Source organism: Bombella favorum (assembly GCF_014048475.1).
Lineage (GTDB): Bacteria > Pseudomonadota > Alphaproteobacteria > Acetobacterales > Acetobacteraceae > Bombella > Bombella favorum.
The window spans coordinates 153,422-169,669 of sequence record NZ_NWUS01000001.1; the positions used below are offsets into that span (position 1 = coordinate 153,422).

Consider the following 16,248-nt stretch of genomic DNA (forward strand, 5'->3'; position numbering starts at 1 on the left):
TATTCCGAACTGGAGTGGGAGCATGGTAAATATAGGCTATGTCCTATGCCAGCTTTGTCCATCTTCGTAATCATTCCGCGTACTCCCTTAGTCAGGGAGCGATCCGTGTCTCCGAGCTTGTAGAGCTGGCGAAAAAGAATGCCATGCCTGCCGTGGCTCTGACGGATAGTGGCAACATGTTTGGTGGGTTGGAGTTCTCCCAGAGTAGCCGCAAGGCCGGTGTGCAACCTATCATTGGGTGCCAGCTGGCTTTGCCATCCGCTTCGGGCAGGCCCGGTGTTCCAGCGGAGCCGCTGGTCGTTCTGGCCCGAACAGAAGAAGGGTTGGAGAATCTCCAATATCTTTCCACACAGGGCTTTTTGAACGGGGATTCAGCTGACCCGTCCATGCCGCTTGATGTGCTGTGTAGCCGTGCCGGTGGGTTATTCCTGCTGACAGGCGGCAACCGGGGGCCGATCAACCGGCTTTTGCTGGGGGAACAGAAGGCCGCTGCAAAGCAGATGCTTGAGCGTTTCAAGGAAGCGTTTGAGGGGTATGTGGCGGTTGAGATCAATCGGTTGGATGAAGCCGGGGAGGAGATCACTGAACCGCAGCTAATTGCTCTGGCGGATGAGTTGGACCTGCCCCTTGTGGCAACCAATGAATGTTTTTTCCCCAAGCCGGAACTTCATGAAGCACATGATGCGTTGCTCTGCATCGCGCAGGGGCGCACTATGGCGGAGGAAGACCGCTGGCGTGTTTCCTCTCAGGCATGGTTCAAGACGCCGGAGGAAATGCGGGAGCTATTCCACGACCTGCCAGAAGCTTGCGACAATACATTGGTAATTGCCCGCCACTGTGCTGTGGCAGTGAATACCCGCAAGCCACTGTTGCCGGTCTGCCCAAAGGTTCGTGAGGGGAGTACGGAAGAAGAAACCTTGCGAGCCATGGCATGGGAAGGGCTGGAGAAGCGGCTGGCCGTTATGAAGGATGGTGAATCCCATCGGGCAGAGTATGAGGAACGGCTAGAAACCGAACTAAAAATCATCGCGGATATGGGCTTCCCCGGTTACTTCCTCATCGTGGCGGACTTTATTCAGTGGGCCAAGGCGCATGATATTCCTGTAGGGCCGGGGCGTGGGTCTGGTGCGGGGTCGCTGGTGGCTTATGCGCTGACCATTACGGATATTGACCCTATCCCGTTCGGGCTGCTGTTTGAGCGGTTCCTGAATCCCGAACGTGTTTCTATGCCGGACTTTGATATTGATTTCTGTCAGGACCGGCGGGATGAGGTCATCCGCTACGTGCGGAATGAATATGGCCATGAACGTGTGGCGCAGATCATCACTTTTGGGAAGCTCCAAGCCAAGGCAGCCGTGCGAGATGTGGGGCGTGTGTTGGGTCTGCCCTACGGTATGGTCAATCGTGTTGCGGAACTGATTCCGAACAATCCGGCTAAGCCGACTCCTCTGGCGCAGGCCATTGAGGAAGAACCCCGCTTGCAGGAAATGCGGGACACGGATGAGATGATTCGTCGCCTGCTGGAGATCGCCCTCCAGCTGGAAGGGCTGTACCGTCATGCTTCGACCCATGCAGCCGGTGTGGTGATCGGTGATCGTGATCTTGTGGAGCTTGTGCCGCTCTATCGCGATCCACGAAGTGAGATGCTGGTTACCCAGTATAACATGAAGTTCGTGGAGCAAGCCGGGCTTGTTAAGTTCGACTTCCTGGGGCTGACGACCCTGACTATCCTCAAGCGGGGTGTCGATTTCCTGAAGCAGTTGGGTGAGGAGGTAGACCTCTCCCATATTCCGCTGGATGACAAAAAAACCTTCGAGATGATGGCCCGTGGGGACACGGCGGGCGTGTTCCAGTTCGAAGGGGCGGGCATGAGGGACATGCTCAAGCAAATGGCGGCCAGCCGTTTGGAAGACCTGATTGCCGGGGTGTCGCTCTACCGGCCCGGCCCGATGGAAAATATTCCCGAATATTGCCGCCGTAAACACGGGGCACCGTGGGAACCGCCGCATGAGGAGATCCGCCCAATCCTGGAAGAGACCTACGGCATTATGGTCTATCAGGAACAGGTGATGCAGATTGCCCAGAAGATGGCCGGTTACAGTCTTGGCGGTGCTGACCTGCTGCGGCGTGCTATGGGTAAGAAGATTGCTTCGGAGATGGAAAAGCAACGAGCCATCTTCTGCGAAGGGGCTACAAAGCGGGGCATTACGGCGGAGAAAGCCGAAGAGGTGTTCGACCTCATGGCCAAATTCGCTAATTATGGGTTTAATAAATCCCATGCAGCTGCCTATGCCTTTGTCTCGTACCAGACAGCATGGATGAAGGCGAACCATCCGGTGGCGTTTCTTGCAGGCTGTATGTCTCTAGCACGGGAAAAGACGGAAAAGCTGGCGGCTCTCTGTCAGGAAGCAAGGCGGATGGGGATTCCCGTCCTGCCGGTGGACATTAATAAATCGCAGGCCGATTTTTCTATTGAGAAAATGGAAGATGGGCAGCTGGGCATCCGTTACGCTCTGGCCGCCGTCAAGCGGGTTGGGTTTGTCGCAATGGAAGGTTTGGTGCGGGACCGAGGAGAGAAGCCATTTTGTGACCTGACCGATTTTGCAGAACGGTGCGATTCCCGGCACATCAACAAGATACAGATGGAGAGTCTGGCTAAGGCAGGAGCTTTCGAGAGTCTGGAGCCGGACCGTCACACGGTTTTTGCTAGTGCGGAAATCATTCTGCGCCGGGCGCAGTCCCGTGCACAGGAGAAGGAAGTAGGACAAGCGGGGCTTTTTGGCGGTGGCGTAGATAGCAGCTTGCGGGAAGTTCTGCGGTTGAAGAAGGTCCGTCCATGGCCAGATTTTGAGCGGCTCTCCCACGAGGCTAGTGTGATCGGCTTCCATATGAGTGCCCATCCGCTGGATGCCTATAAGCAGGTGCTGCGCCGCTTGGGGATTACGCCAGCCCTCCAACTGGAGAGTAAAGCGCATGAGGGCGTGATGCGTGTTTCTATTGCCGGGTGTGTGGTGGATAAAAAGGAGCGCCCCACCAAAACAGGAAAGAAGATGGCGTGGGTTACGCTGACGGATGCCACCGGCGGCTGTGAGGTCACGCTATTTTCCGAAACATTGCAGAGCTGTCGGGATTTGCTCGTGGCGGGTCAGGCTGTACTTGTGCAGGCGGAATTGAAACTGGATGGAGACGCCCTGCGCATCACGGCGAATAGCGTGCAGGACTTGGAAACAGCTGCCGCCAATGAGCAAGGGGAATTACGCATCTGGATTGATAATGAGGTCGCTTTGTCCCCCCTTCATGACATGCTGAATGATGTCCGAGGCGGGCAAGGGCGTGTTGTACTCTTGCCGACAGTTGAGGAAACACAGGCTATTGAGATCAGATTGCCAGGTTTTTACCGTGTTACGCCCCGTCTGGCTGAGCAGATGCACACGTTGGAGGGAATCAAAAAGTTGGAGCAGGTTTGAAAGAGAAAAGTCCCGCCAAAGGAGCGGGACTTTTTGCATTAGGCATTAGAAGGCGATGGGGATACTAATACCATTGACCGTGATGGTCCCTTTATTCACGTTAATGTGCCAACCTACATGATGGTCTGGCTCGTTCTTGCTAAAAATGCGGGCAATAGTTAAGGCTGCCTGGATCTTGGCCGGTGCTAGCTGGTGGACTTGAGAAATCATCTTGCCAATTCGACCAATGGAGAGGTGGATATTGGCTTGGAGGTTCTTGGTACCCTCGCCAGCAACAACGGTTCCCGACCCCTTTATATCACTACCATTGATAGCGGTCTGAAGGTTGTTAATGGTCAGATGATAAGGCGGTTTTGCGGCGGGTACGAAGCTGACATCGCCAGAGAGGGCGGGAGGAAGCAGGATCGCACCAGCTGAATGAAGGCCCTCTGCAGCGAATACGACATGAATGGTTGGCGTGGTGCTGAGAACATTGACATGCGCTGAGCTGGCCGTGGAGACCCGGTCTGGACGGGTCATGGTGATGCCGGTCCAGTGTAGTTCTGGCAGGGTATTCTTTACTTCTTCTATTTCTGGCAAAGGCTGGGTGGAGCAAACATCTGTCATGCCCCGGTGATAGGCTGTCAGTGCGGCATAAGCGACCGCCGCATTGAGGCGGGTTAGGGCAGCTGCATCCATTTTCTGCTTGTGGTCCGCCGCTGTAGTAGAGGTGACCGAGATGCGGTGCTGGGTGCCCGTTAGCTCCGCTTTCATCCCTTTGATCGTGACACCATGCCCAGTTTTGATGACCTGCCCAGGTGAGTAGGTGAAACATTCTGCCGAAAGATGCGGCAATGTATCAGCCGAGGCGGCAGGCAGGGTAGCCAGACTGCCTAGTGCCAACAGGGAGAAACCAGCCTTACTGGCCAGTATACGGAGAAAACGGGCAGGATGATGTAGCATAATGCCTCGGAGAGTGGCGGAGTCTGAAAGGTCTGGCAATGGGGGAGGGGAAAATTATCCCCTCCGCCCTTTTCGGGTAGTAGGTGGTGCAAATAAGGCGGTGAGCTGGGCAACCATAGTGTCGCCAAGGTCTTCGGCGGAGCTGATGGTCACGCTGTTGGCGTAATAGCGTGTGACATCATGCCCGATACCGATGGCTAGCAGTTCCCCAGCATGATCATTTTCCAGTTGGTGGATGACACGATGGAGGTGCAAGTCCAGATATTCAGGCCCATTGGCGGAGGAGGTGCTGTCATCCACTGGCGCCCCATCGGAAATGACCATCAGAATACGACGATGTTCCGGGCGGTGTTTCAGGCGTTTCCATGCCCAGAGCAGGGCTTCACCGTCGATGTTTTCTTTCAGTAGCCCTTCCCGCAGCATCAGCCCGATATTGCGCCGTGCTCGTCTCCATGGCGTATCTGCCGATTTATAGATGATATGGCGGATGTCATTCAGGCGGCCCGGTTCTGGTGGTCTGCCTGCTTGCGTCCATTTCACCCGGCTCTCGCCACCTTTCCATGTCCGGGTAGTAAAGCCCAGAACCTCGACCTTGATGCCGCAACGCTCCAATGTGCGGGCCAGAATGTCCCCACAAATGGCGGCGGTCGTAATCGGACGTCCCCTCATGGAGCCCGAGTTATCGATGAGCAGCGTAACGGTCGTATCACGGAAATTGGTATCGCCCTCCTGCTTGTAGGAGAGGGGCAAGGAGGGATTGCTGATGATACGGGGCAGGCGGGCGGCGTCAAGAATCCCGTCTTCCTGATCAAAGTGCCAATGCCGCTGTTGCTGGGCTAGAAGTTTACGTTGCAAGCGGTGGGCCAGACGAGAGACAAAGCCCTGCGTTTGTTGCAGTTGCTCATCCAGTTTGTCCCGGAGGAGGTCTAGTTCGGTAGGGTCGCAGAGATCATGCGCGTGGACCTCTTCGTCAAATTCCTGCGTATAGGCGTGATAGCCTCCCAGACCCCTTACGGGACATTCTCTTTCTTCTTCAGGCTGGGCAGATGGGCCAGCGGGCTGTTCGTACCCGTTTTCGCCTTCCGTCAGGATTGCTTCCATTTCATCGGAAGATGAACCATCCGGACTGGCAGAGTCGTCTGAATCATCACTCAGGGCTGCCTGAGTATCGTCCGTGCTGCCGTCGTCTTCTTCCTGTCCTTGTGGGTCAGGTGCGGAAGACTCACCTTCCGTGTTGTCATCCTGGCTCTGCCCACGGGATTTTGAAGGGTCAGGCTCCTCCGTTCCTTCGTCACTCTCCTTTGTGGTGAGGGCCTTCACGAAACGCTGGGATGCCTGATTGAAGAGTGTCTGGTCATTCTGTACGTCAGCCAGCCTAGCCAGAGCTTCACGGGCTTTGGGGCTGAGAGACTGACGCCATTGCTCCAACGCAGGGCCGGTTATGCTCTCGGGCAGTTTCCGGCCGGAGAGGGTTTCCCGTGTCAGAAGCTCCAATGCGAGGGGAGCGGGCATATCATCCCGTTCGATCATTTTCGCACTGTTGAGGGCATGGAGACGCCGCCCCAGATAATCCTCCAGATTGGCCTGAACCCCGGCCATATGGCGGGCACCATAAACCTCGCAGCGGGCCTGTTCCATGTTGTCAGTGATGGTCTGGGTCTGAGCATCGGGAATGGTGATGCGCTTCTTCGGGTCATGGTGGCGTTGGTGCAGAGCCACGGCATCCGTGGCACCCCGGATGTAAGTTTTATCCTCAGGGGTCAGAGCCGCACGCTCCAGAGAGGCCAGAGCGGGCGTCATAGGGACATCCTGATGACCACTCAGGGCGCGCTGCGTGGCAAATATTGCCTTGCGGAAGAGTTCGTGCGGATCAGACATGAGACTTAACCCAAGGGTGAGGCGTTGAAGCAGCGCTGATAATATTCAGCTACGATGCTGCGTTCGGCTTCGTCACATTTATTGAGGAAGCTCAGACGGAAAGCGAAAGGCACATCCTTGAAGATGCTGATATTCTCAGCCCACGAGAGAACCGTCCGGGGGGAGATAACGGTGGAAATATCCCCGTTCATAAAGCCAGCACGGCTAAGGTCTGCCAGCTCCACCATCTGACCGATGAGGGTTTCCTCCAGAGCATCGCCCATCTTGGCCTTGATGATGCGGATTTCCTGTTCCTTGGGCAGATAGTTCAGGGAGGTGACAATGTTCCAGCGATCCATCTGGCCTTGATTGATCTGCTGTGTGCCATGATACAGCCCGGTCGTATCGCCCAGCCCAACCGTATTGGCTGTGGCGAAGAGGCGGAAAGAGGGATGTGGCTGGATGACACGGTTCTGGTCCAGCAGCGTTAAGGCACCATCAGTTTCCAGAACACGCTGGATGACGAACATAACATCGGGACGTCCTGCATCATATTCATCAAAGATCAGGCTGCATGGATTCTGAAGGCACCATGGCAGTAACCCTTCACGGAATTCTGTAACCTGTTTGCCGTCTTCCAGCGTGATGGCATCCTTGCCGATGAGGTCGATACGGGAGATGTGGCTGTCCAGATTGATGCGGACGCAGGGCCAGTTCAGCCGTGCGGCGATCTGGTCGATGTGGGAGGACTTCCCGGTACCGTGAAAACCTTGAACCAGCACGCGGCGGTTGTGCATGAATCCGGCGAGGATGGCACGGGTTGTGTCCCGGTCGAACTGATAGGCTGGGTCGATGTCAGGGACATGGTCAGTCTTCTGCGACCAGACAGGCACTTCAAGGTCCAGATCAAGCCCGAACAGCTCCCGGGCGGATTTCAGACTATCAGGTGTCTGGGGCAGTGTCTCGGAGAGGGACTGTGATGAAGGAAGAGCCATGACATGATTCCTGTCATTAGTAAGGTGGTATGGACAATCAGAGAACTGTCTGTCCTATTAAGGACCGGGTAGGTACGATTACACAATCACCCGGTCATGAAAAGAGGAAGTAGGGGCAGGGCAGCTATCCGACATCGGCAGTCTCCTGCTCCACATTATGGGTGAGATGGTCCCGTAATGACGCATAAGCCGTACCAATGACCTTGAAGCGTTCTTCAGCCCGGGGATCATCCTGATTGGCGTCTGGATGATAACGGCGGGCGAGGACACGATAGCGGGTTTTGACAATCTCAAGTGTAGTTGGCCATTCGAGATCAAGCTGCGCCAGCGGCTCACGCAGGGCAGCGGGGGCATGCTGTCTCGTTTCGGCCCCGCGAGAGGGGCGGGCTTTGTACCCTCTAAGGATATCTAGCGGGTCATGCAGATCATCCTGTGGGAAGGAAGCGCGCGCAGAATCGTGGCCCGGGGTTCCCATTTTCCATGAAGGACGCTGCCATGAGGTATCCTCCCGTAGGTGGCGTTCAATCTGCCCCGGTGTCATGCCCCGGTAGTAGTCCCAGTTGGCGTTGTACTGGCGGACATGTTCTAAGCAGAACCAGTAATAGCTGCGCAGATTATCCCGCCCACGGGGGGCACGGTAGCCTGCTGGCCTGTCACAATCCGGATGGTCGCAGCATTGCTGGGGAGCGTCCGGGTCCGGTGCAAAGGCTTTATGTCTGGGTGGTTTGCATTGCATAATGGACGATATGGGGGGAGGTCTGGCATGGATGCAAGCATCCTTTCTCTCAGGGGAGAAAGATTCCTGTTATGAATATGACAGACGGAGCCTGTAACTCTGTAAACAAGCGTGGAAGAGAACCAATGAAAAGAGGCGACCGCATGAAGGCGGTGCTAGAGGATGCTCTGCATCCCTCCGTGCTGGAAATTCGGGATGATAGTGCCCGCCACCGTCACCATGCTGCTATGCAGACTCAGGCCCAGCAGAGCCGAGGACCAGCGCAGGTAGGCGAGACACATTATCACTTGCATGTCGTTAGTAGTCGGTTTGACGGTATGAAAACTCTGGCCCGGCATAGGCTTGTGCATGAGCTTCTAGCTGAAGAATTCAAGACAGGACTTCACGCCCTTTCTCTATCTCTGAAAGGGGAGAACCAGCCATGAAGCGGCGTATGATTGCCAGAAGCCTGCTGCTCTGGGTGGGTGTGGTGGCTGGTCCGCTGGGTGCTGTGGGTCTGACAGGATGTGCCACATCCGGCTATGATCATCTTGTCACAAATGACCAGCACGACATCCACCGAGTGGAAAATTATCTCAACGGGTTGACCTCGTTGCAGGCATCATTTGTGCAGACTGGCCCAGCCCAGCAGGGTGATGGACATTTCACCTATGCGCCCGGCCGCTTCGAGATGGTATATGAAGTGCCCCATGCCATGCGGGCCGTGGCCCGGGATGGTCATTTTGTTCTGCGTAATGCTGATAATGGTGCTGTGACGCACTTATCTCTCAAGAGAAATCCGCTGGGCTTGTTGCTCCGTCGTCCGGTCAGTTTCGATGGGGATGTTCAGGTTACCAACGTATCCCGTGGTGCTGAATCGCTTCAAATCTCCGTAGCGGAGGCCAACAATCCCTCTCAAGGGTTGCTGACCCTCCAATTTGCAGATGTGCGTGGTAAGCTGACACTCGTAGGCATACAGGGTGTTGATGCCCGGAATCATCATTTTGGCCTTTCCCTGTTTGATGTGCAGGAGAATCAGCCCGTTTCTGAAGATAGCTTTATCCTGCCGGAATAGCGGCAGGCAGAGCTGGCGAGCCGAACAGGCTTGCCCAGTTTTTTAGAAGGGCAGCGTCGGCATCTTGCATGCGTAGGGACGGGTTGAAGCGTTGTAGGCTGGTCACGCCATAGTCACGAATGCCGCAAGGAATGATTCCTTCAAAGTCACTAAGTGATGGTGAGACGTTTAGCGAGATGCCGTGCCAGCTGACCCAGCGTGTGACGCGGATTCCGAGAGCGGCGATTTTGGCTTCTTGCCCAGTTTGAGAATCAAAGCACCAGACACCAATGCGCCCTTCCCGTGTGAAAGCGTCAATATTCATGTCTTGAAGGCTCATAATAAGCCAGCGTTCCAGAGTTTGGACGAATGCCCTGATATCCCGAGGGGGGAGAGGGCCATGCTGGCGTGTTAAGTCCAGCATGATATAGGCGAGACGCTGGCCTGGGCCGTGATAAGTCCATTGCCCTCCACGTCCGGCCTCAAAGGTTGGATAATTATGAGGGTTGATGAGGTCTTCAGCCTTGGCCGAGGTGCCGGCCGTATAAAGGGGCGGGTGTTCTGTCAGCCAGATACGCTGGGGGGCTTGTTGTCGATGTATGGCCTCGACTTGCTGGCGCATGAAAGTGAGAGCTTCCGGGTAGGGGCAGAGTTTTTTATCTACCTGCCAGATAATTTCTTTATAAAACTGTGTCATGACCATTGCCCTCTCTGTTTTGATGGGCTATAGGCCATTTCACCGAAGCGGTCACGCCTCAGATGAGGAAATAGGGCCGCTGACCACGGGGCGGCCGTGGCGGAATGGTAGACGCGCAAGCTTGAGGTGCTTGTGGGGGAAACCCCGTGGAAGTTCGAGTCTTCTCGGCCGCACCATACTCTCCCTAGAGTGCAGAGAGATGGTTAGTTAACATGGTTGAAACTCCATGTTACGTCATTTTCATAAAAAACTGATTGTTGGTATCGGGATAGCCTCTGTATCCGAGATGTACTTTGGGGTACATCTTGCCCTGCGGCCTGCATTCCCTAAGAGGGAGCCGTAGTGCGTTGGTATATCTTGAATTGAAGAGAGAGCTCAGATGATCAAGCCATTGAAAAAAGCTGTTTTGCCAGTCGCAGGCCTGGGGACCCGTTTCCTCCCAGCGACAAAGGCTATGCCGAAGGAAATGCTGCCTGTCGTGGACAAGCCCCTGATCCAGTATGCCATTGATGAGGCTCGTGCTGCTGGTATCGAGGAGTTCTGTCTGGTTACGGCTCGCGGCAAGGACAATCTGATTGATTATTTTGATATTGCCTATGAGCTGGAAAGCACATTGCGGGAACGTCAAAAGACATCTGCTATCGAGGCTCTGTCAAGCAGCAGCGTAGAGGCAGGGTCTCTTGTGGCGGTTCGTCAGCAGGTGCCGCTCGGCTTAGGTCATGCTATTTGGTGCGCCCGCAACTTTATTGGGAGCGACCCTTTTGCCATCCTCCTGCCAGATGACATCGTGAAGGGCGGACGTAGCTGTGTTGCTCAGCTGGCTGACGTTTACCATCAGACAGGCGGTAACGTTGTAGCAGTTGATGAGGTGCCCAAAGAGTGGACAGACCGTTACGGCGTGCTGAAAATCGGTGAAGATGATGGCCGTAGGGTCGAGGTTACAGGCCTTGTCGAGAAGCCAGACCCGGCCGTGGCACCCTCCAATCTGGCCATTATCGGCCGTTACGTTCTAACGGCTGATGTCCTCAAGCCTCTGTCTGCCCTGAAGAAGGGTGTCGGCGGTGAGGTCCAGCTGACGGATGCTATGGCCGAGATGATCGGCAAGGTGCCGTTCTATGGTCTGCGCTATGAGGGTACGCGCTTTGACTGTGGCAGCAAGCTGGGCTTCCTTGAGGCACAGATAGCTATGGCTCTGGAGCGTGATGATCTGGCCGGTGATGTCCGTGCCTTCCTGAAGAAATATCTTTGAGAGAGGATGTAAGGTCATGACCGGATTCAAGCATCATTTTGAGCCTACCAGCCTGCGCGAATATGACATCCGTGGCATTGTGGGCAAAACGTTGCATCCTGAAGACGCCTATGCGTTGGGGCGTGTTTTTGCGAGCATGGTCCGCCGTGACGGGGGAAGTGTGGTGACGGTCGGTTATGATGGCCGCCTTTCTTCACCGGAACTGGAAAAGGCTCTTGTTCAGGGGGCTGTCGATTCCGGCGTGACAGTGCGCCGTGTCGGGCGTGGGCCGACTCCCATGCTCTATTATGCAGCTGTCACGGGGAAATCCGACGGTGCCATTATGGTGACCGGCAGCCACAATCCGCCCGATCATAATGGCTTTAAGATGATGCTGAAGGGCAAGCCGTTTTTTGGTGAGCAGATTCGTGAGGTTGGCCGTCTGGCGGCTGCAGGCGATGTTGTTCCCAAGGCAGAGGGAAAGGTCGAGACGATCGATCCTTCCGAGGCTTATATCGAGCGTCTGCTTCAGGACTATGACGGTGAAAAGCCGCTTAAGGTCGTATGGGATAATGGCAACTCCGCTGCCGGTGACGTGCTGGCACGTCTGGTGAAGAAGCTGCCGGGTGAGCATACGGTACTGTATCCCGAGATTGACGGGACATTCCCGAATCATCACCCAGACCCGACCGTCGAGGGTAATCTGCAAGACCTGATCAAGACAGTTCGGGAGAAGAAAGCCGATATTGGCGTGGCCTTTGATGGCGATGCAGATCGTGTCGGCGTGGTAGATGGCAAGGGTGAAATTCTCTGGGGTGACCAGATTCTGGTTCTGCTTGCTCGTGATGTGCTGAAAAGGCATCCGGGTGCCACTATTATTGCGGATGTTAAAGCTAGTCAGGTTCTGTTCGATGAGGTGGGCAAGGCTGGCGGTAAGCCGCTGATGTGGCGGACAGGACATTCCCTCATCAAGAGCAAGATGGCAGAAACATCTTCCCCTCTGGCAGGTGAGATGTCCGGGCATATCTTCTTTGCCGATAAATGGTACGGTTTTGATGATGCTCTGTACGGGGCGATCCGAATTCTTGGTATCGTAGCTCGTCTGCCCGGCACGCTGGCCGCTATGCGTGAGGCCCTGCCGCAGATGGTCAATACACCCGAGCTGCGTTTCCCCTGTGAGGATACACGCAAGTTCGATGTCATCAAGGAAGTCGCAGAACGTCTGAAAAAGGAAGGGGCTGATGTTTCTTCTGTGGATGGCGTTCGTGTGAATACGGCTGATGGTTGGTGGTTGCTCCGTGCCTCCAATACGCAGGCAGTGCTCGTTGGGCGTATTGAGGCGCAGTCTCACGAGGGACTGGCCCGCCTGAAAAAGGCTTTTGTTAGCCAGTTGGAGGCTTCCGGGCTTCAAGCACCTGACTTTGATGCTGCAGCCGCTGGGCACTAATTACGGGGCACCCGGGCCATGTGCGTTCATAGCTGGAGGAGTGTATACCCGGTTAGGAATGGCTGGTGTTCTGAAAGATGGACTGGCTTAATAGAGGTAAACAGCTTGGGCGGAATGTGCTGAACTGGCTCATTCCGCCCAGTTGCGTTTCGTGTGGTGCAGAGATAGCCGCTAATGGTGGCTTTCTGTGTGGGAGCTGTTTTGCAGGGCTCCGTTTTGTTCATGCTCCTTTTTGCGATGTTTGCGCTGTACCCATCACGCAGGAAGAAATGGCCGAACGTGGGGCACTTTGTACGGAGTGCGAGATGCGCCCACCGGCATGGCATAGGGGGCGGGCAGCTTTTTTGTATGAAGGACAGGCACGCACTCTTCTCATGGGGTTGAAATATGGAGGGCGGACTGAACGTGCCGCCGCTTTGGCCTCTTTTATGGCGCAGGCAGGTGAGGATCTGCTGACGTCTGAGGCGGTGGTATTGGTGCCTGTCCCTGTGCATCGTGGGCGTTTGTGGCAGAGGGGCTACAATCAGGCAGCATTGATAGCGAACCATCTGGCCCGGAGCAGGGGGCTTACCTGCTATCCGACCGCTTTGCATCGCCGGTTCAAGACGGTTGCCCTCGCAGGGCGTTCCCGACATGGTCGGTACCAGCAGATGGCTGGTGCTATTACAGTGCGGTCCCGTTACCGGAAGCTGCTACGTGGTCGCTCCATCGTGCTGGTTGATGATATTTTGACAACCGGGGCTACGGCTGAAGCCTGTGCAAAAGCATTACTTGAGCATGAATGTGTTTCGGTAGATATTCTTGTAACAGCTCGGGTGACATTGACGTGACATCCGGCCTTCTGGATCAGAAAGGACTGTTATATGTCGAAAGTCGAAATCTACACGCAGCCGGGGTGCCCGTATTGCATCCGGGCTATCAGCCTGCTTCAGGCCAAGAACGTACCTTTTGAGGAAATCCATGCCCCTCGTGGCTCTGCAGAGCGGGAGACAGCACGGGAGCGTTCAGGCGGGGGGACGACGGTGCCTCAGATTTTCATTGATGGGAAATCCATAGGAGGGTGCAGTGAGCTTATGCAGCTGGAGCAGGATGGGCAGCTTGATGCGCTTCTCGGGCATCGTTAAGAAGAGGCTCGCAATATCCCTTTTTGTCCTTGTCGGTGCTGTTATGGCAGCCCCACAGGGGCAAGCCCGCACACCATCCACTCTTGAAGGGACGTGGCTGGTGGCGGAAAAGGATGGGATTTTCAACATCGCTCCTTGCCCATCGGATGGGGATCGTCTCTGTGGTTGGCTGGTCGGTATGGACTATACGGAAGCTGAACCAGAGAAAGATGTCTGGGGGCGTTCGGAATGTGGGCTGGAGATCATCAGTGACATGCAACGCCACAAGAGCGGGCAGTGGCATGGCACGATTCTGGACCCGAGGACTGGCCGAACGTATCAGGCCATCATGTGGTCCGGGAAGGGGGGTACCCTGAAGTTGCGGGGGTATGTTGGCTTCAGCTTATTTGGTGAGACGCAGACGTGGAGCCGTATCGCAAATCCGGTAATCGGTAAGCAGTGCCGCATGAAGGTAAAGTGATTGGCTTCCATGTCATTTTGCCTCCAGACTGCGAATAACTCTTATGGGGGACGGTGTTTTTTGGTAGCGTCACTCCGTTCTTCCCATAAGGGTGAAGTTGAAGGAGGATAACTACACTATGTCACAGAATCTTTCCCGGCGTCAGTTTGCTCTGGGGCTTGCCGGACTGGGGGCTGCTACGGCCCTGTCGCCTTTGCGAGCAGCTCGGGCTCAGAAAGGACCGCTACCCCGTATTCTGTGCTTTGTTGGTGGCTATACGGAACATGCCCCTCCAGGCGGCGCAGGCAACGGCAAGGGGATTTCTGTTTTTGAGATGGATCGTGATACCGGCTTTTTGACACCGGTCGCCACGTTTATGGACATTCCCAGCCCGTCTTTCATTACGCTGAGCCGTAACCGGAAGTTCCTCTACGCTCTCAGCGAGATTGATGATTTTGATAAGACCGGAAGTGGTTCTGTGACGGCGTTCTCCGTTGATACACGCAACGGAACACTGGCTAAGATTAATAGTGTTAGCTCCGGTGGGGCCGTGCCGGCTCACCTTAGCGTCCATCCATCCGGGAAGTATCTGCTGGTCGCTAACTATGTGGGCGGCAGCGTAGCTGTTCTGCCTATTCATGCCGATGGCTCTTTGGGTAAGGCAACAGATGTTGTCCGTAATAGCGGCCCGAAACGGCCGGAGCGTGCTGCGGATAATCCTGAAGGCAATTTCGCTGTTTCCGATCATTCCGGTGCTCATCCGCACATGGTTGCGACCGATCCGAGCGGTAAGTTCGTTCTGGTGGATGATGCCGGGCTGGACCGTGTCTATGTCTGGACGCTAGATCTGGCCACAGGGAAGCTGATTCCGGCCAAAACACCATTCTATGAGATGGAGCCAGGTTCTGCGCCGCGTCATTTCGTGTTCGATCATTCAGGCCGTGTACTGTACAACCTCTGCGAACAGAATTCTAAGGTTGTGGTGTCCAAGTTTGACCCGCAGACAGGCGCCATCACGCAGATTCAGTCTGTTAGCACTGTGACGTCCCATTTCCGGGGCTCCACACTGGCTGCTGAGATCCTGCTCGCTGAGAGCGGGCGGTTTGTGTATGTTTCCAACCGTCTGGGCGATTCTCTAGCCGTATTCTCTGTCGGTATGGATGGCACGCTGACGCTGGAAGATGAGGTTTGGATGCATGCCGACTACGGTCGTGCCATGATGTTCGACCCGAGCGGGACATTCCTGTTCTGTGCGAACCAGCGGTCTGATTCTGTCACAGCTTTCCGTGTGGACCGTGAGACAGGCAAGCCGGTCTTCACCAATCACTTTACCGCTGTTGGTAGCCCGACAACCTTCGCCTTTATGGTGGCTGATTCCTGATCAGTTTCAGAGGGTGATAGAGCAGAGGAAAGGCGCCCGTTTGTGGCGCCTTTCTTTTTGGTCAGTCCTTCTGAAAGAGGGCAATGTAATTAATGCTGGTATCGTGGCTTTCCCGCCAGTGTGGCGGGCGGTAGGAGAGACCCTTCAGGTCCAGCAGCCGGAGCCCCACGTGTCGAGCCATGCTGTCCAGCTCTTCCGGGCGGATAAATTTTCTCCAGTCATGGGTGCCAACAGGGAGGAGGCGCAGCACATATTCCGCCCCTAGCTTGGCCATTAGAAAGGAACGCAGACTACGGTCCATAGTGGAGACGGCAACATAGCCGCCTTTTTTGGTCAGCCCGGCCAGCAGGGAAAGAAAGACCTGAGGGTCTCTTACATGCTCGATGATTTCTAGTGCCGAGACCACATCAAATTGACGCCCCTCATCAAGAAGGATTTCCGCATTACTACATAGATAATACAATGGAGCTGCCTGAGGAGGGAGGGGGTGGAGGCTCTTATGTGCCTTGGCAGCCTGTATGCCCTCTTCACTGGCATCAACGCCCAGGGTGTCAAACCCTAAGGAGGCAAAGCGTTCACTTGCCAGTCCAGCCCCACAACCGATGTCTAGCAGGGTGGGCGGTGCGGGCTGCTGGAACAGTGACGTGGGAAGATGTTTGACAATCCAAGAGGTTCGCAGGGGGTTCATGGCATGGAGTGGTGCCATGGGACCTTTAGGATTCCACCAGTCTTTCGCAAGCGCACTGAACTGATTGATTTCATCATCGATAACAGACGATGTCTCTTTGTGTGGTTCGCTGGATAGTGAAGGTGATGAAACAGGCATTCTGACGCTCCTCCCGGCTTTCATGGTGCTTTTCTGCCATGTTGTGGCTAGACGTGAAAGAGCAGGAGAGCTATGT

At 55.3% G+C, this 16,248-nt stretch carries 15 protein-coding genes and 1 tRNA gene; 10 read left to right on the forward strand and 6 right to left on the reverse strand.

What is annotated here, in order from left to right; translation table 11 throughout:
• Positions 1–38 precede the first annotated feature (38 nt).
• Positions 39–3,467, forward strand: a complete 3,429-nt coding sequence (gene dnaE, locus CPA57_RS00760; protein WP_182080643.1) for a DNA polymerase III subunit alpha — start codon at positions 39–41, stop codon at positions 3,465–3,467.
• A gap of 45 nt (positions 3,468–3,512) precedes the next feature.
• On the opposite strand, the gene CPA57_RS00765 is transcribed toward dnaE, so the two are convergent.
• From CPA57_RS00765 to CPA57_RS00780, 4 genes are all read right to left on the reverse strand, one after another.
• Positions 3,513–4,409 carry a hypothetical protein gene (locus CPA57_RS00765; protein WP_182080645.1) on the reverse strand — a complete coding sequence of 299 codons (897 nt, stop codon included), beginning with the start codon at positions 4,407–4,409 and terminating at the stop codon, positions 3,513–3,515.
• Between the two features lie 54 nt (positions 4,410–4,463).
• Positions 4,464–6,287 carry a cobaltochelatase CobT-related protein gene (locus CPA57_RS00770; protein WP_182080646.1) on the reverse strand — a complete coding sequence of 608 codons (1,824 nt, stop codon included), beginning with the start codon at positions 6,285–6,287 and terminating at the stop codon, positions 4,464–4,466.
• Positions 6,288–6,292: 5 nt separating this feature from the next.
• Positions 6,293–7,261, reverse strand: a complete 969-nt coding sequence (locus CPA57_RS00775) for an AAA family ATPase (protein ID WP_077395650.1) — start codon at positions 7,259–7,261, stop codon at positions 6,293–6,295.
• A gap of 124 nt (positions 7,262–7,385) precedes the next feature.
• The gene (locus CPA57_RS00780) at positions 7,386–7,997 is read right to left on the reverse strand and encodes a J domain-containing protein (protein ID WP_182080648.1); all 612 of its coding nucleotides are present in this window, start codon (positions 7,995–7,997) and stop codon (positions 7,386–7,388) included.
• A gap of 125 nt (positions 7,998–8,122) precedes the next feature.
• Between CPA57_RS00780 and CPA57_RS00785 the strand changes: the two genes are divergently transcribed.
• Together CPA57_RS00785 and CPA57_RS00790 are read left to right on the forward strand one after the other, a co-directional pair.
• Positions 8,123–8,422 (forward strand): BolA family protein, encoded by a 300-nt coding sequence (locus CPA57_RS00785; RefSeq protein WP_182080650.1) that lies wholly within the window; start codon positions 8,123–8,125, stop codon positions 8,420–8,422.
• Complete coding sequence (locus CPA57_RS00790; protein ID WP_182080652.1) at positions 8,419–9,051, forward strand: LolA family protein; 633 nt, start codon at positions 8,419–8,421, stop codon at positions 9,049–9,051. The genes CPA57_RS00785 and CPA57_RS00790 overlap by 4 nt, the downstream gene beginning before the upstream one ends.
• On the opposite strand, the gene lipB is transcribed toward CPA57_RS00790, so the two are convergent.
• The gene (gene lipB / locus CPA57_RS00795; protein ID WP_407647549.1) at positions 9,035–9,733 is read right to left on the reverse strand and encodes a lipoyl(octanoyl) transferase LipB; all 699 of its coding nucleotides are present in this window, start codon (positions 9,731–9,733) and stop codon (positions 9,035–9,037) included. The genes CPA57_RS00790 and lipB overlap by 17 nt on opposite strands.
• An 84-nt stretch (positions 9,734–9,817) precedes the next feature.
• Between lipB and CPA57_RS00800 the strand changes: the two genes are divergently transcribed.
• The 7 genes from CPA57_RS00800 (at position 9,818) to CPA57_RS00830 (ending at position 15,346) form a co-directional block, all read left to right on the forward strand.
• Positions 9,818–9,903: transfer RNA gene (locus CPA57_RS00800), tRNA-Leu, on the forward strand.
• Positions 9,904–10,106: 203 nt separating this feature from the next.
• Positions 10,107–10,976 (forward strand): UTP--glucose-1-phosphate uridylyltransferase, encoded by an 870-nt coding sequence (locus tag CPA57_RS00805; protein WP_182080655.1) that lies wholly within the window; start codon positions 10,107–10,109, stop codon positions 10,974–10,976.
• A 16-nt stretch (positions 10,977–10,992) separates the two neighbouring features.
• Positions 10,993–12,402 carry a phosphoglucomutase/phosphomannomutase PgmG gene (gene pgmG, locus CPA57_RS00810; protein WP_182080657.1) on the forward strand — a complete coding sequence of 470 codons (1,410 nt, stop codon included), beginning with the start codon at positions 10,993–10,995 and terminating at the stop codon, positions 12,400–12,402.
• 77 nt (positions 12,403–12,479) lie between these two features.
• On the forward strand, positions 12,480–13,232 hold the full coding sequence (locus CPA57_RS00815) for a ComF family protein (RefSeq protein ID WP_182080659.1): 753 nt from the start codon (positions 12,480–12,482) through the stop codon (positions 13,230–13,232).
• Positions 13,233–13,265: 33 nt separating this feature from the next.
• The gene (gene grxC, locus CPA57_RS00820; RefSeq protein WP_182080661.1) at positions 13,266–13,526 is read left to right on the forward strand and encodes a glutaredoxin 3; all 261 of its coding nucleotides are present in this window, start codon (positions 13,266–13,268) and stop codon (positions 13,524–13,526) included.
• Positions 13,504–13,986 (forward strand): DUF2147 domain-containing protein, encoded by a 483-nt coding sequence (locus tag CPA57_RS00825; RefSeq protein WP_229709237.1) that lies wholly within the window; start codon positions 13,504–13,506, stop codon positions 13,984–13,986. Before grxC ends, CPA57_RS00825 begins: the two co-directional genes overlap by 23 nt.
• 118 nt (positions 13,987–14,104) lie before the next feature.
• Complete coding sequence (locus CPA57_RS00830; RefSeq protein ID WP_182080663.1) at positions 14,105–15,346, forward strand: lactonase family protein; 1,242 nt, start codon at positions 14,105–14,107, stop codon at positions 15,344–15,346.
• Between the two features lie 61 nt (positions 15,347–15,407).
• Here the strand turns inward: CPA57_RS00830 and ubiG are convergent, their stop codons facing one another.
• On the reverse strand, positions 15,408–16,172 hold the full coding sequence (gene ubiG / locus CPA57_RS00835; protein ID WP_229709146.1) for a bifunctional 2-polyprenyl-6-hydroxyphenol methylase/3-demethylubiquinol 3-O-methyltransferase UbiG: 765 nt from the start codon (positions 16,170–16,172) through the stop codon (positions 15,408–15,410).
• Between the last annotated feature and the right edge of the window lie 76 nt (positions 16,173–16,248).

Coding starts and splice junctions, on each gene's coding strand:
- dnaE (WP_182080643.1), top strand. CDS start 39: ATGTCCTATGCCAGCTTTGTCCATCTTCGTAATCATTCCGCGTACTCC.
- CPA57_RS00765 (WP_182080645.1), bottom strand. CDS start 4,409: ATGCTACATCATCCTGCCCGTTTTCTCCGTATACTGGCCAGTAAGGCT.
- CPA57_RS00770 (WP_182080646.1), bottom strand. CDS start 6,287: ATGTCTGATCCGCACGAACTCTTCCGCAAGGCAATATTTGCCACGCAG.
- CPA57_RS00775 (WP_077395650.1), bottom strand. CDS start 7,261: ATGGCTCTTCCTTCATCACAGTCCCTCTCCGAGACACTGCCCCAGACA.
- CPA57_RS00780 (WP_182080648.1), bottom strand. CDS start 7,997: ATGCAATGCAAACCACCCAGACATAAAGCCTTTGCACCGGACCCGGAC.
- CPA57_RS00785 (WP_182080650.1), top strand. CDS start 8,123: ATGAAAAGAGGCGACCGCATGAAGGCGGTGCTAGAGGATGCTCTGCAT.
- CPA57_RS00790 (WP_182080652.1), top strand. CDS start 8,419: ATGAAGCGGCGTATGATTGCCAGAAGCCTGCTGCTCTGGGTGGGTGTG.
- lipB (WP_407647549.1), bottom strand. CDS start 9,733: ATGGTCATGACACAGTTTTATAAAGAAATTATCTGGCAGGTAGATAAA.
- CPA57_RS00805 (WP_182080655.1), top strand. CDS start 10,107: ATGATCAAGCCATTGAAAAAAGCTGTTTTGCCAGTCGCAGGCCTGGGG.
- pgmG (WP_182080657.1), top strand. CDS start 10,993: ATGACCGGATTCAAGCATCATTTTGAGCCTACCAGCCTGCGCGAATAT.
- CPA57_RS00815 (WP_182080659.1), top strand. CDS start 12,480: ATGGACTGGCTTAATAGAGGTAAACAGCTTGGGCGGAATGTGCTGAAC.
- grxC (WP_182080661.1), top strand. CDS start 13,266: ATGTCGAAAGTCGAAATCTACACGCAGCCGGGGTGCCCGTATTGCATC.
- CPA57_RS00825 (WP_229709237.1), top strand. CDS start 13,504: ATGCGCTTCTCGGGCATCGTTAAGAAGAGGCTCGCAATATCCCTTTTT.
- CPA57_RS00830 (WP_182080663.1), top strand. CDS start 14,105: ATGTCACAGAATCTTTCCCGGCGTCAGTTTGCTCTGGGGCTTGCCGGA.
- ubiG (WP_229709146.1), bottom strand. CDS start 16,172: ATGCCTGTTTCATCACCTTCACTATCCAGCGAACCACACAAAGAGACA.